Raw genomic sequence first — 13,386 nt, 5'->3', positions numbered from 1 at the left:
CGCGCTCATGAGCAAAATTAAAAAGAATCAGACAACTCTTGATCCCGAGGTAACGGAAAAGCTTCGCAGTCAGGCCGCCGAGCTGATGGACCAGGTGAACGCCGGAGATTATGGCAAAGCCATGGCTCTGATCAGCGATCTCAGCGAGGTTCGGGACCAGAGTCTGTATCGGGAAGTCGGCCGCCTCACTCGTAGCCTCCACGAAGCCATTCGGAACTTTCAGATAGACCCCCAGAATCAGGAACAGCAGGAAGCGCTGTCGAAGATGGCAGATGCCTCCGACCGCCTGGAATATGTGGTCCAGATGACCAGCAAGGCGGCCAACCGGACCATGGACCTGGTTGAAGAGGCCATGCCCCGCGTGATTGCAATGCGCGACCAGGCAAAAGCACTGCGGGAAGATTGGCAACGGTTACGTCGTCGGGAGATTGGCCCGGCGGAGTTCCGCGAGCTCTATGTCCGGATTGACCAGTTCTTTGCCACCACGGCCGATGCCACCGATGCCATCTACGGCAGCCTGTCTGAAATATTGCTGGCTCAGGATTTCCAGGACCTGACCGGCCAGGTGATCCAGAAAGTCACCACGCTGGTCAAGGAAGTTGAAAATCACCTGCTCAGCCTGGTGGTGATGGCAAGTCACGTTGACCAGATGACCGGCACCGTGCATGAGCTTACAGAGCAGGAACAGACCTCCCCGGAGAAAGGTGAGGGCCCACAAATGCGAGCTGCAGAGCGCGCAGACGTAGTTTCCGGACAGGACGACGTAGACGATCTGTTATCCAGTCTCGGATTTTAAGGTGAGGGTGTTGCATGTCATTTGACGCTGATGAAGAGATCCTTCAGGACTTTTTGGTAGAAGCTGGAGAGATACTCGAGAAGTTGTCAGAGCAACTGGTTGATCTGGAACAGAACCCGGACGACAGTAATCTCCTGAACGCGATATTCAGGGGCTTCCATACCGTCAAGGGTGGCGCAGGATTCCTGCAGTTGGAAGCGTTGGTTAACTGTTGCCACTCCGCCGAGAACGTGTTCGATACCCTGCGTAATCACAAGCGTCGGGTAGACGCTGAATTAATGGATGTGGTGCTCGAAACCCTGGATTACGTCAACGTTATTTTTGACCAGGTTCGCAACAAGGAAGCGCTTACGTTTGCTCCACCAGAGCTGATCCGGGCACTTGATGGGTTTGCGCTGCCCGCATCGCAAGCTCCTGCAGTGAGCTCCGATGCCACAGTGTCACCGGCAGTTGAGGAAACAGCCGGCACAGGCGAGCATGGCGACATCACCGATGACGAATTCGAAGACCTGCTGAACGCGCTTGATGACGGGGGCAACAGTGCCCAGTTATCGTCTACCACCTCCCAGGAGGCGTCGGCCAGCGACAGTAACGAGATTACTGATGATGAGTTTGAGGCCTTGCTGGACAACCTGCATGGCAAGGGCAAGTTCTCCGGGCCGGTAGGCGCCCCGGCGGACGGAAATAAAAAGTCCGAAGCCGCCAGGCCGGAAACTCCGGAGGGCAGTGCACCTGCCAACGGTGGCGACGACTTGATTACCGACGACGAATTTGAAAATCTGCTGGATCAGCTCCACGGCAAAGGCAAGAATCCCACCCAAGACAAGAGTCCCACCCAAGACGCCGGCGGGGCTGCTGCAAAGCCGGCCGAAAAAACTGAATCGAAGGTGGCCACCACGCCCTCGCCACAGTCAGGTAAAACACCCGAGAGTGACAATCCGGCGGCAGCAGCCCCGGCAATGCCCGCCAGGGATTCAACGGCTGCTGCCGAAACGACCGTGCGCGTCGACACCAAGCGTCTTGATGACATTATGAACATGGTGGGTGAGCTGGTACTGGTGCGCAACCGCCTGCAGCGTCTGGGCTCGGAAAGTGAAGACGAGCATATGCAAAAAGCGGTTTCCAACCTCGATGTGGTCACCACTGATTTGCAGGCTGCAGTGATGCAGACCCGCATGCAGCCAATCAAAAAGGTATTTGGCCGGTTCCCGAGAGTCGTCCGGGACCTCGCCCGCACCCTGAAGAAAGAAATCAATCTCGAGATGCACGGGGAAGACACCGGTCTCGATAAAAATCTGGTCGAAGCGCTCTCTGACCCCCTGGTCCACCTTGTTCGTAATTCCGTGGATCATGGCATTGAAGCACCGAACGTGCGGGAAAGAGCCGGTAAGCCGCGTGTCGGCCTGGTCACGCTGTCAGCGGAACAGGAAGGTGATCATATTCTGCTGGTGATCGAGGACGACGGCGCCGGTATGGATCCGGAAATCCTCCGGCGCAAAGCAGTCGAGAAAGGTATTTACGATAAGGAGGCGGCAGACCGTCTTACCAAAACCGAATGTTATAACCTGATTTTCGCCGCCGGATTTTCGACCAAAGAGCAGATCTCTGACGTATCCGGTCGCGGTGTCGGCATGGACGTGGTGAAAACCAAGATCGGCCAGCTCAATGGCATGATCAATGTCGAATCAGAACTGGGTAAAGGGTCCCGCATCGTCATCAAGGTACCGTTGACACTGGCGATCATGCCAACGCTGATGATCAAGCTGGGCGAGCAATCGTTCGCGCTGCCGCTGGTGAATGTTGTGGAAATTTTCCACCTGGATCTCAGCAAGAAAAACATCGTGGACGGCCGCGAATGTATTGTGGTTCGGGACAAGGTATTTCCCCTGTTCCATATCAAGCAATGGCTGGTGAAAGGCGCCGCCGGAGCACCACCCCCGACAGACGGTCATGTGGTGATTGTCGCGATGGGCACCAAGCGCGTCGGGTTTGTGGTAGATCAGCTGGTTGGGCAGGAAGAAGTAGTGATCAAGCCCTTGGGCCGAGCCCTTCAGGGCACACCGGGTATGGCCGGCGCAACCATCACCGGCGACGGCCGGATTGCCCTGATTCTCGATGTTCCCAGCCTGCTCCAGCGCTACGGTTGATGCGTTAGCGGTCCATTCCTCTGAAGGAGACGAGCATGGCGGTTTCTGTACTGGTCGTTGATGATTCAGGCTTTTTTCGCAAGCGACTGACTGAAATCCTCAATGCGTCCGATGGCATACAGGTTATTGGTGTTGCCTCGAATGGCCGCGAAGGGGTCGAGATGGCCGAAAAGCTGCGGCCTGATGTGATCACCATGGATTACGAGATGCCGGTCATGGATGGCATCTCGGCGGTGCGGGAAATCATGAAAACCCGTCCGGTTCCGGTGCTGATGTTTTCCTCGCTGACCTATGATGGCGCCAGGGTGACCCTGGATGCGCTGGAAGCCGGCGCCGTGGACTTCCTGCCCAAGAATTTCGAGGACATCGCAAAGGACAGCAGCGAGCTTCAGAAAATCCTTCGGGACCGGATCCTGGATGTGGCCCGCAGTCGCCCCAGCAGCAACCGCCCGGCGCCGGTAGCGCGCGCCATGCCCGGGCCTACTGCCAATACCCCGACTACCGCAGTGGCGACGCCCGCCCGCCCGGTGGCGCCTCGTCCAGCCGCAAGACCGGCCGCACCAGCACCGGAAGCACCGGCTCGACCCAGTTACCGTAAGACCCCAACCCGGCATTACGATGTGGTGAGTATCGGTACCTCTACGGGTGGCCCCATTGCCTTGCAGAAGGTGCTCACGGTGTTGCCATCGAATTTCCCGTCCCCCCTGGTTCTGGTCCAGCACATGCCCGCGAGCTTCACTCCGGCCTTTGCGGATCGACTCAACAAGCTTTGTCAGATCGAAGTTCGGGAAGCTGTGGAGGGCGATATGCTCAGGCCCGGGCTTGCCCTGCTGGCACCTGGCGGTAAACAGATGATGATCGAAAACCGCGGTGGCCAGGGCCGGGTGCGTATTTTGCCCGGTGACGAACGGCTCAATTACAAGCCCTGTGCTGATGTCACGTTTGGCTCCCTGGCTCGCAGTTTTCCCGGCAAGACCCTCGGCGTTATATTGACGGGCATGGGAGCGGACGGTAAAGAGGGCTGCCGGATGATGAAGGAATCCGGCTCCGTGGTCTGGTCCCAGGATGAAAAAACGTCCGTCATCTACGGTATGCCGATGGCGGTAGCCAGGGCGGGGCTTTCCGATGAAGTGCTTCCTCTGCAGGAAATTGGCAAGCGGCTGGTGGAAGGCGTCAGCTGATGGATATCCTGAGTCTGCTTGGCATCATTCTGGCTTTCGCGGCCATTCTGGGCGGCAACCTTCTGGAAGGTGGCGCCCTCGGATCACTGTTTAACGGCCCAGCGGCACTCATCGTCATCGGCGGTACTCTGGCGGCTACCTCACTCCAGACCTCCTGGCCGGTGCTTCGCCTTGCGTTTGCGCAGATGCGCTGGGTCTTCCTGCCGCCCTATGTGGGCCTTGAGGATGGCATTGGCAAGGTTATCGACTGGAGCGTTAAAGCCCGGAAACAGGGCTTGCTTGGGCTGGAAGGTCTGGCGGAGCGAGAGCCGGAACGCTTCGCGAGAAAGGGCCTGCAACTGCTGGTGGATGGCGCCGAACCGGAGTCGATACGCAGTATCATGGAGGTCGATCTGGATTCCCGGGAACAGCGGGACCTTGATGCCGCCCGGGTCTTCGAGGCCATGGGTGGCTATTCGCCCACAATTGGCATTATCGGGGCGGTGATGGGACTGATCCAGGTGATGACCAATCTTGAAGACCCGGCCAGTCTCGGCAGTGGCATCGCCACGGCGTTTGTCGCCACCATCTACGGCGTCGCGCTGGCCAACCTGTTGTTCTTCCCCGTAGCCAATAAACTTCGGGGCCTGGTCAGGGTGCGCTCCCGTTATGAAGACATGATGATTGACGGCCTGATTGCCATTGCGGAAGGCGAAAATCCACGTTCCATTGAGTTGCGCCTGCGTGGTTTCCTGCACTGATGCTCCAGGGAATCGACAACGGAACGGGCAAGAGGTGACATGATGCGACGTCGGCGACAATCTGAGGAGGATCTCCATAACAAGGAGCGCTGGCTGATTTCCTATGCCGATTTCATCACGCTGCTGTTTGCCTTTTTCGTCGTGATGTATTCCGTCTCTTCCGTAAATGAAGGCAAGTACAAGGTGTTGTCGGAGACCCTGACCGGGGTATTCAATGCGCCTCAACGAACTGTTAATCCCATTGACGTAGGAGAGCTGCCTTCTGCCAGTGGGACAGGTCAGGGGGACGGCGTTATCCTGCTGCCGGTGATCGAGGCACACCGCAGCCCTGAAAGTGCTCAGCAGGCCAGAAGCGATGCTCTCAGGGTGATGGCGGATCAGCTTGCCCTGGAGTTTGAGGAGTTTATCGAACAGGGCGTGGTCACTCTGGAAACCAGTGATGAGTGGATCGAGCTCAGCCTGAGCAACAGTCTGCTGTTCGGAAGTGGTGATGCAGAACCGCACTTTGATGCCTTTACCGTTCTCGAAACCATAGCCAGGGTGCTCGAAAATGGGGACAACGCCTTACGGGTGGAAGGCTTTACCGACAACCGCCCGATCCGGACTGCAGCCTTTCCTTCCAACTGGGAGCTATCCACCGCAAGAGCGGCAGCGGTGGTGCGGGTGCTGGCAATAGAAGGTATTGAGCCGGCACGAATGGCGGCCATCGGTTACGGCGAATTCCAGCCGGTTGCCCGCAACGACACCGAAGCGGGTCGCAGCCGCAACCGCCGGGTGGTGCTGTTGATATCCCGGGATGCCAGCATTCGCGGCGTCATGCGCTAGAAAAATTCCAAACTGGCATGGATCCTGTACTGCTCTGAATTCAGTGCTGTGCTCGGGCAATAGTTTGCCACCCGGCTATCAAGATAATGCCAGCCGTGCCGATACAGAAAGACAGTGTGTTTTATCAGTCGGAGAACCAGAGTGCGAATTTGGGCAGTAGCCAATCAGAAAGGTGGTGTCGGTAAAACAACGACCGTGGTTACGCTCGGTGGGCTTCTGGCTGCCCGTGGAAAGCGCGTGCTGGTGGTGGATCTGGACCCTCACGGCTCGCTCACGAGCTGGTTTGGCTATGATCCCGATACCCTGCAACACAGTGTCTTTGATTTGTTTCAGCACCAGGGCAAAGTCCCGGATGGCCTGCCTGCCCAGCTGATTACGGAGACGGCCTGTACCGGCATGTCCCTGCTACCGGCGAGTACGGCCCTGGCAACGCTCGAGCGCCGGATGGTGGGTGTAGAGGGCATGGGGCTGATAATTTCCCGGGCGCTGGCGCAGCTGTGGGATGATTTTGACTATGTACTACTGGATAACACCCCGTCCCTGGGCGTGCTGATGGTCAACGCCCTGGCTGCTGCCCAGCATCTGATAGTACCGGTTCAGACTGAATTTCTCGCTATCAAGGGGCTGGAGAGAATGTTGCACACGCTTGAAATGATCATGCGTTCCCAAAAAAGCCAGCTCACCTACACCATCGTACCGACCCTGTTTGACCGGCGTACCCAGGCGTCGGTCAAAAGTCTCAATGCCCTTCGCAAGAGTTATCCGGACACCTTGTGGCGTTTTGCCATTCCGGTTGATACCAAATTCCGGGACGCCAGCCAGGCCGGTGTCGTTCCCTCCGCCCTTGACAACGAAACCCATGGGGTGAGGGCATACCGGCGTTTGTTGGATGACCTGATTGAGCGTGTCAGTGCCCCGGGGAGCCAGTGATGGCAGTCGTCAGATTTTTGACAGCTGCCGGAGGCTTGGCGCCACGGTGCGGCACCAAGCGGGAGACCGGATAGTGAAACCGGGCCGCGACACACAGTTTGCTGATCCGACCACGGCATTGGCCAGCTATCTTGACGATTTGCTACACACAGCCACCAGCGCCGCCCGGGACACTGACTGCTCGGCCGCAGAACCCGCTCGCACCGAATCGCTGACCGCGCCCCCCGCACTGACAACGGTGCTGGCCGAGCCCGAGGTGCGCCTCAGGCCCGAGCCCGCGGTGGCGCCCGCGCCGGTGCAGCGTTCCGAGGAGCCACCCGCAGAATCGCCGCCACTGGAGCGTCCGCTCTGGTCCCAAAAGCCATTCGAGTGTTTGATTTTCCGTGTCGCCGGGCTGCAGCTGGCGGTGCCGCTGGTGTTATTGGGGGCGATCCACAAGATCGAACGCAAGGTCAAACCCATACCCGGGCGGCCGCCATGGTATATGGGTATGCTGCCGGACCGGGATCAGAACCTCCGGATCGTGGATACGGCGGAGTGGATCATGGCCGGACGCGTGCCTGCGGGTGCCCGGGACGGCTACCGCTTTGTCATTCGGCTGGACAACAGTGAATGGGCACTGGCCTGTGACGAGGTTGCACAATCTTTTACGCTGGACCCTGACGAAGTACGCTGGCGCTCTACCCGGAGTAAGCGGCCCTGGCTGGCGGGCACGGTCATAAAACATATGTGCGCACTGATTGACGTTGGCACCATGGCCTCTCTGCTCGCGCGGGCGGAGAGTGAACACCGGTTGGCGCTGGACTAGGCGCCCGGAATTTCGTGTGCCAGCTTCGATTCCGAATGTCGGGATGGGAGGCTGGCACGGTTTGTGCCCTGAACTCTAGTGAAGGGCACTGATGATGGTTTTTTGACGATCAGGTTGCCCCGTTCGGGCAGCCTGCCTAGGAGACAGTGCAATATGGCAGCCCAGAGCGGACAAAAGAAGCAGAGCCAGGACGATCAGGTTCTTCAGTATGTGACTTTCCGGCTTGATGACGAGACCTACGGTATCGGCGTCATGCAGATTCAGGAGGTCTTGAGGTATACCGAAATAGCTCCGGTTCCCGGAGCCCCGGATTACGTTCTGGGTATCATTAACCTGCGCGGCAACGTCGTTACGGTCATCGATACCCGCCGACGGTTCGGCCTTGCGGATCTGGAAGTGACCGACGCCACCCGGATCGTGGTGATGGAATCCGCCAATCAGGTGATGGGTATTCTGGTGGATTCGGTGGCAGAAGTGGTTTACCTGAAGTCCAGTGAAATTGAAACGGCACCGAACGTGGGTAACGAGGAAAGCGCAAAATTTATCCAGGGCGTGTGCAACAAGAACGGCGAACTCATCATTCTGGTTGAGTTCGACAAGATGCTGACAGACCACGAATGGGCTGAAGTTTCATCACTCTGATCTGAGCAAGCGATAGCGCAGACGGAATGAGCGTGATGGCAGCCAGCCAGTGGTCAGAGTGATGAGGAAACCCGATCATGACGGATTTGACCACGCTGGCTCCCTGGGCACTGACCACCGGTGCACTGGTTTTATTATTTATTCAATCCCTGATGTCGCGCCGGGAGGTCGGTCGTCTCAAAGCTCAGCTCAAAGAGCGCTGTGACGCCCTCGGCCGTGAAATTCATGCGACTGGTAGCGGCAGTATGGGTGTCGGGCACCGGGTGGTGGCCTGTGAGCGCCAGCTCCATGAACTGCGAGGTCTGATGGACGAGATGCGGCAGAATGACCCGCTCCGGGTATCCTATGACGAGGCTTCCCGCCTGGTCGATTTGGGTGCCGATATCGATGATCTGATGAACACCTGCGGCATTTCACGACCCGAAGCGGAGCTGGTTTCGGCTTTGAAAAATCGCCGCGCCGCCTGACCCGTCCCCGAGTTCAGCTATCTGATGACTTCACTCCCGCATCTGCGGGAGTTTTACCTTGCAGATTGAAGGCAAACGCCAGAATTTCGGCAATGACCCGATACAGGGTGTCCGGTATTTCCTCATCCAGTTCCAGCCGTGCCAGGATCGTGGCCAGCTCCGGATTCTCATAAAGTGGAACGCCATGCTCGCGGGCAATCCGGATGATTTCATCGGCAATATCGTCAAGCCCGCTTGCGGCTACCGTGGGAGCCCGCTTGCCATCGTACTTGAGCGCCACCGCGGTTTGTCGGAGTGCGTCGTGGGCATCAGCCATGAGAGATATTTTCCCTTGTAATGGTTCCGTTGGATCGTCAGGCACGGGTATCCACCAAACGGTGTTCGAGTTTCGTGGTGGCTGCCTGGGGGTTGCCGCGGCGGCATTCCAGATCCACCACGTCCAGTCCGAGCTCTGTCAGGCGGGTGCGCAGGTCGGTAAGTTCGGTCTGCACCTGCCGAAGGGTGTCTTGCTGCTCGGCCCAAACTCTTGCTGAAACCTGCAGTTCCCGAAGCGAGACTTCGAAGTAAACCAGGCCGGCAGCATCGAGATCCAGCGCCAGGGCGAAACGCCATTCGGCGACTGGCGAAGCTTTCCGATGCCGGTTTTCTTCGCTGTCACCTTTAGTGTAATGCTCCAACCTGAGCTGCGCGATTCTTGGCTCGTTTTGCGGGGTGACCCAGGGCAGCTCGATCAGCCAGGTGGAGGGGGCCGGTGCATCCGCTGTACCCCGGTTAGAGAGCATCTGGCTGTGAAGCTGATTCACTGAAATCCGGTTCAGCATACCGGCCAGCAACCGTAACATCTGGCCGACGGTCACCGGTTCCGTTTGTGATGCTGGCGGTGGAGGCGACAGCTGGTTGGGAAACTGCAACGGCGCCTGCACCAGTTCATGGCTGGCCAGCGGGGTGTAACGGTTGAACTGCTCGGGGCCTGCATTCTGTTGCGACAGCAGAGCAGTGACAATCCGGGTGAGAGCGAGTTTGAGATCGGGCAGGGCGGCATCCGGGGCTCGTGCCAGGCGGGATTCGGCAAACAGCCCGCTTTCATGGATCCAGGCTTTTACCTGGCCAGCGAGATTGCCCGGCAGCGCAGCACGGCTAATGCCAGGGGTGTTGCCAACACCGCCAGCACTGCTGGATTGCGCCGTGATGCCCGGCACAAACACGTCGCTGGCAGGGAGCCGGCTGAACAATTGCTGGATAGCTGCCTGAGCGGCCGCGGATAGCGGCTGGGCCGGAGCGATCGGGTTGCTGGCCTTCGCCCCGGTCGACAAGGCGATCATCAACTGGCCCAGACCGGTATCGAGTCGTTGTTGCCAGGGCAGTCGTTGGGCCAGGGCCTGGGCAATCCGGGACTCCAGAGCCGGCGCCAGCTTTGACATTAACTGAAGCTCGTTACCCGCCCGCATCACCTTGATCCAGTCACCGGGCTCGAGTTTGGCATCGCCCTGGGCCGGCTGAACCAACAGGTTGCGGCCCCTGAGCTCCAACAGCAGACTGTCGGCCTGGCCCTTTTGATTGGTCACCACCTGAGCCACCCGGGCCATTACCGCCTGACGGTTTTCAAGTTCAAGCCGGTCAAGCAACGCGCCGGTGGCTAGTGCGGGTTCCGTTCGTGCGCCGGAGCTGACCGTCGAGCCCTCGTTTTTAGCTGCGCGGGGCGGGTCGGAGGGCGTTGGTGACTGGCCGCTATCGGGAACTTTCATACCGCTCCTTAGCCCATGGTGAGTTCGAAACTCAGGGTGCCAGAGTTGAAACACAACTCTGATGTTTCCAGACAGTAATTCTGTCACGGTTTCGTTATAATACGGCTCGCTGGAGGCTTCTGTCCTCCCCCGTACCCGGTGGTTTGTTGCCGGGAGACCGTTATTCCTGATCCAGGCCAGTGTTTGCCAGGTATTGTCAGCGTTTGGGGCCCCGATGTCAGAGCCACTACAGTCCGCTTCGTTACTTGAGGCAAGGGATTTGTCATGCGAACGTGACGGCAGAGTTTTGTTCCAAGGCCTTGATTTCTCCATAGTGCCCGGCTCCCTGACCCGTGTCGAGGGCCCCAATGGCTCTGGCAAGACGACCTTGTTACGTATTCTGGCAGGACTCCATGACGGGTTTGAAGGGCAAGTGCTTTGGCAGGGCCGGCCCCGGAATGATGACCGTGAATCGTTTTTGCGGAACCTGTTGTTCATGGGGCACCGACCCGGTGTCAAACCCTTGCTGACACCGCTGGAAAATCTCCGGTTTCTGATTTCCGGCCGCCAGGCCATCACCGATGGCCAGCTTTCAGAGGCGCTTGCCCGTGCTGGCCTCGCCGGTTTTGAGGAGGTTTCCTGCCAGCACCTGTCGGCCGGTCAGACCCGCCGCGTTGCGCTTGCCAGGTTGCTGCTGTCCGACGAGCCGTTGTGGATACTGGACGAAGTGTTTACGGCGATTGACCAGCAAGGTGTGGAGGGGTTGGAGCAATTGCTGGTAAACCGTGCCGCCATGGGGGGCGCGGTGATTCTCACCACCCACCATGAACCGGAACTGCCAGGCATGGACCGCCTTCGCCTGGGGCAAGGAGGTGGCCGTGAATTCTGAAGCCCGGCCTGTCATCCGCCCGATGGTGCGGGCGGTTCCGATTTTGCCCGCTATGTGGGCGGTTCTGAAGCGGGATCTGCAGGTTAATTTCCGACAGCTGCAGGATACCCTCAACCCGTTACTGTTTTTCGTCATGGTGGTGTCGCTTTTCCCCCTGGGAGTCAGTCCGGAAGTATCGTTTCTTCAGGTGGCGGGAGCCGGTATCCTTTGGGTGGCAGCGTTGCTTTCGACGTTGCTGTCGCTGGATCATCTTTACCGGCATGATTTTGACGATGGCACCCTTGAGCAGCTGGCTCTGCAGCCTCAGCCACTATACTGGCTGGTACTTGCGAAAACGGTGGCGCACTGGCTGGTAACCGGCTTGCCATTGGTGTTACTGGCCCCGATATTGGGTGTGATGGTGCATCTGGACGGGAACTCTATCGCTGTTCTGTGTCTAACGTTGCTGGTCGGGACCCCGGTGTTGAGCTTTATCGGCTCTATCGGTGCGGCGCTGACTCTGGGCTTGAGGTCGGGCGGGGTGTTGTTGTCGTTGCTGATTATTCCGTTGTATATACCGGTGCTTATATTCGGCACCGGCACCGTGGCCGCCGCGGCAGAGGGCGCCCCGGTTGGTGGTTATCTGGCCCTGATGGGCGCGTTTCTGGTGCTGGCCATCACGCTGGCCCCGTTTGCTTCAGCCGCTGCGTTACGGATCAGTCTGTCCAATAATTGATAAAACGTTGAAAAAGGTATTCGCCTGATGTGGCAATTTTTTCACAAGCTTGGGTCACCAAAGTGGTTTTACGGCATTGCCGGTCGCTGGATGCCCTGGTTGCTCTGGAGCGGACTGGTTCTGGCTCTGGTGGGGATTGTCTGGGGGCTGGCCTTCGCCCCGAAAGATTATCTGCAGGGCAACAGTTACCGGATTATCTTTATCCACGTTCCGACTGCTTTCCTGGCGCAGTCCGTCTATATCATGATGGCGTCCGCCGCGATTGTGACGCTTGTGTGGCGAATGAAGCTGGCGGATGTTTTTGTTAAGTCGGTTGCGCCGGTGGGTGCGGTACTGACATTTCTGGCCCTGTTTACCGGCGCCGTCTGGGGCAAGCCGACCTGGGGAACCTGGTGGATCTGGGACGCCCGGTTGACGTCGATGCTGATTCTGCTATTTCTCTACTTCGGCGTGATTGCCCTGGGTGCAGCGATTTCCGACGAGAAATCCTCGGCCCGGGCGGTTGCGGTGCTGGTGCTTGTCGGCGCCGTGAATATTCCGATTATCAAGTATTCGGTGGAGTGGTGGAATACGCTGCATCAACCCGCCACGTTCAAGCTGACTGAAAAACCCAGCATGCCGGTGGAAATGTGGTTGCCGCTTTTGCTGGTGGTGCTTGGACTGTATTTGCTGTTTGGTTGGCTGGCTTTTGTCAGGATGCAGACTGAAATTCTTTACCGCGAACGCAAGACTCACTGGGTGAAAACACTGATCCGGCCGGAAGGAGCAGCGTGACCATGGCCTTTGATTCTCTTCAGGCTTTTATGGTGATGGAAGGCCACGGCCCTTATGTATGGACCTGTTATATCTCATTTTTTTTATTGTTGGGCTGGCTGGTAGCCTGGTCCTTCAGTCAGCGTCGCCGACTTGAAGCGGATCAGCGCCGTCAGTGGCAACTGGAAGCCCGAAACCGGCAACCGGGAGAACCTGACGGCGGTTCGCAGCGTAAAGTTTCCGGGTTCAACCCGTTAAATTGACATCGAACTTCATCTGTCTGAGTGGACTATGCATCCGAAACGAAAGAAACGATTAACGCTGATTCTGTTTTTGATGGCCGGGCTGAGCATCGCTATCGGTCTCACCACCTATGCGTTGAGGCAGAACATCAGCCTGTTTTACGATCCGAGCCAGATTGCTTCCGGTGAGGCGCCGGGCGACGTGCGTATCCGGGCCGGTGGTATGGTGGAAGAAGGTTCGGTGCAGCGTGACCCGGACTCGCTTCGGGTGACCTTTCGGGTAACGGATTTCGAATCCTCGGTGACCATGGAATACACTGGAATTCTGCCAGATCTCTTTGCGGAGGGGCAGGGCGTGGTGGCAACCGGCAGGCTCAATGGAGACCGACTGTTTGTGGCGGACCAGGTACTGGCGAAGCACGATGAGAACTACATGCCGCCGGAAGTCATGGACTCCCTTGAAAAGGCAGCGGCCCGGGCTGAGAGCAATACTGCCCAGAGCATACCCGAGTACTGATACAGACAAG

Annotated in this window: 16 protein-coding genes; 14 read left to right on the top strand and 2 right to left on the bottom strand. The window is 58.2% G+C overall.

Features of this window, described 5'->3' with window-relative positions; all coding sequences use genetic code 11:
- Window positions 1-7 precede the first annotated feature (7 nt).
- From F6Y09_RS13730 to F6Y09_RS13690, 9 genes are all read left to right on the top strand, one after another.
- Window positions 8-796, top strand: coding sequence for a protein phosphatase CheZ (locus F6Y09_RS13730; protein ID WP_152207512.1), 789 nt, complete (start codon window positions 8-10; stop codon window positions 794-796).
- 14 nt (window positions 797-810) lie between these two features.
- Complete coding sequence (locus F6Y09_RS13725; RefSeq protein ID WP_152207511.1) at window positions 811-2,943, top strand: chemotaxis protein CheA; 2,133 nt, start codon at window positions 811-813, stop codon at window positions 2,941-2,943.
- Between the two features lie 35 nt (window positions 2,944-2,978).
- Window positions 2,979-4,124, top strand: a complete 1,146-nt coding sequence (locus F6Y09_RS13720; RefSeq protein ID WP_152207510.1) for a protein-glutamate methylesterase/protein-glutamine glutaminase — start codon at window positions 2,979-2,981, stop codon at window positions 4,122-4,124.
- Window positions 4,124-4,864, top strand: coding sequence for a flagellar motor protein (locus F6Y09_RS13715; protein ID WP_152207509.1), 741 nt, complete (start codon window positions 4,124-4,126; stop codon window positions 4,862-4,864). The genes F6Y09_RS13720 and F6Y09_RS13715 overlap by 1 nt, the downstream gene beginning before the upstream one ends.
- 42 nt (window positions 4,865-4,906) lie before the next feature.
- Window positions 4,907-5,689 carry a flagellar motor protein MotD gene (gene motD, locus F6Y09_RS13710; protein ID WP_152207876.1) on the top strand — a complete coding sequence of 261 codons (783 nt, stop codon included), beginning with the start codon at window positions 4,907-4,909 and terminating at the stop codon, window positions 5,687-5,689.
- A gap of 141 nt (window positions 5,690-5,830) precedes the next feature.
- Window positions 5,831-6,619, top strand: a complete 789-nt coding sequence (locus F6Y09_RS13705; RefSeq protein WP_152207508.1) for a ParA family protein — start codon at window positions 5,831-5,833, stop codon at window positions 6,617-6,619.
- 73 nt (window positions 6,620-6,692) lie between these two features.
- Window positions 6,693-7,427 (top strand): chemotaxis protein CheW, encoded by a 735-nt coding sequence (locus F6Y09_RS13700; protein WP_152207507.1) that lies wholly within the window; start codon window positions 6,693-6,695, stop codon window positions 7,425-7,427.
- A 153-nt stretch (window positions 7,428-7,580) separates the two neighbouring features.
- Complete coding sequence (locus F6Y09_RS13695) at window positions 7,581-8,069, top strand: chemotaxis protein CheW (RefSeq protein ID WP_152207506.1); 489 nt, start codon at window positions 7,581-7,583, stop codon at window positions 8,067-8,069.
- Between the two features lie 77 nt (window positions 8,070-8,146).
- Window positions 8,147-8,536 (top strand): DUF2802 domain-containing protein, encoded by a 390-nt coding sequence (locus tag F6Y09_RS13690; protein WP_179959423.1) that lies wholly within the window; start codon window positions 8,147-8,149, stop codon window positions 8,534-8,536.
- 13 nt (window positions 8,537-8,549) lie between these two features.
- Here F6Y09_RS13690 and F6Y09_RS13685 read toward each other — a convergent pair whose 3' ends face one another.
- Complete coding sequence (locus tag F6Y09_RS13685; RefSeq protein WP_152207504.1) at window positions 8,550-8,852, bottom strand: EscU/YscU/HrcU family type III secretion system export apparatus switch protein; 303 nt, start codon at window positions 8,850-8,852, stop codon at window positions 8,550-8,552.
- A gap of 37 nt (window positions 8,853-8,889) precedes the next feature.
- Complete coding sequence (fliK, locus tag F6Y09_RS13680; RefSeq protein ID WP_152207503.1) at window positions 8,890-10,281, bottom strand: flagellar hook-length control protein FliK; 1,392 nt, start codon at window positions 10,279-10,281, stop codon at window positions 8,890-8,892.
- A gap of 214 nt (window positions 10,282-10,495) precedes the next feature.
- Here fliK and ccmA point away from each other — a divergent pair, with 214 nt between their 5' ends.
- The 5 genes from ccmA to ccmE are packed head-to-tail and all read left to right on the top strand — an operon-like array spanning window position 10,496 to window position 13,376.
- Window positions 10,496-11,149 carry a cytochrome c biogenesis heme-transporting ATPase CcmA gene (gene ccmA, locus F6Y09_RS13675; protein ID WP_152207502.1) on the top strand — a complete coding sequence of 218 codons (654 nt, stop codon included), beginning with the start codon at window positions 10,496-10,498 and terminating at the stop codon, window positions 11,147-11,149.
- A 22-nt stretch (window positions 11,150-11,171) separates the two neighbouring features.
- Window positions 11,172-11,864: a heme exporter protein CcmB gene (ccmB, locus tag F6Y09_RS13670; protein ID WP_152207875.1), complete on the top strand. Its 693-nt coding sequence runs from the start codon at window positions 11,172-11,174 to the stop codon at window positions 11,862-11,864.
- A 27-nt stretch (window positions 11,865-11,891) separates the two neighbouring features.
- Window positions 11,892-12,638: a heme ABC transporter permease CcmC gene (ccmC, locus tag F6Y09_RS13665; protein ID WP_152207501.1), complete on the top strand. Its 747-nt coding sequence runs from the start codon at window positions 11,892-11,894 to the stop codon at window positions 12,636-12,638.
- A gap of 2 nt (window positions 12,639-12,640) precedes the next feature.
- Window positions 12,641-12,880, top strand: coding sequence for a heme exporter protein CcmD (gene ccmD / locus F6Y09_RS13660; protein WP_152207500.1), 240 nt, complete (start codon window positions 12,641-12,643; stop codon window positions 12,878-12,880).
- A 28-nt stretch (window positions 12,881-12,908) separates the two neighbouring features.
- Window positions 12,909-13,376 (top strand): cytochrome c maturation protein CcmE, encoded by a 468-nt coding sequence (ccmE, locus tag F6Y09_RS13655; RefSeq protein WP_152207499.1) that lies wholly within the window; start codon window positions 12,909-12,911, stop codon window positions 13,374-13,376.
- The last annotated feature ends 10 nt before the right edge of the window (window positions 13,377-13,386 follow it).

It is taken from the genome of Marinobacter changyiensis (assembly GCF_009193265.1).
GTDB classification, from domain to species: Bacteria; Pseudomonadota; Gammaproteobacteria; order Pseudomonadales; family Oleiphilaceae; genus Marinobacter; species Marinobacter changyiensis.
The sequence above is the reverse complement of the archived record's forward strand: the minus strand, read 5'-3'. Positions and strand labels throughout refer to the sequence as shown.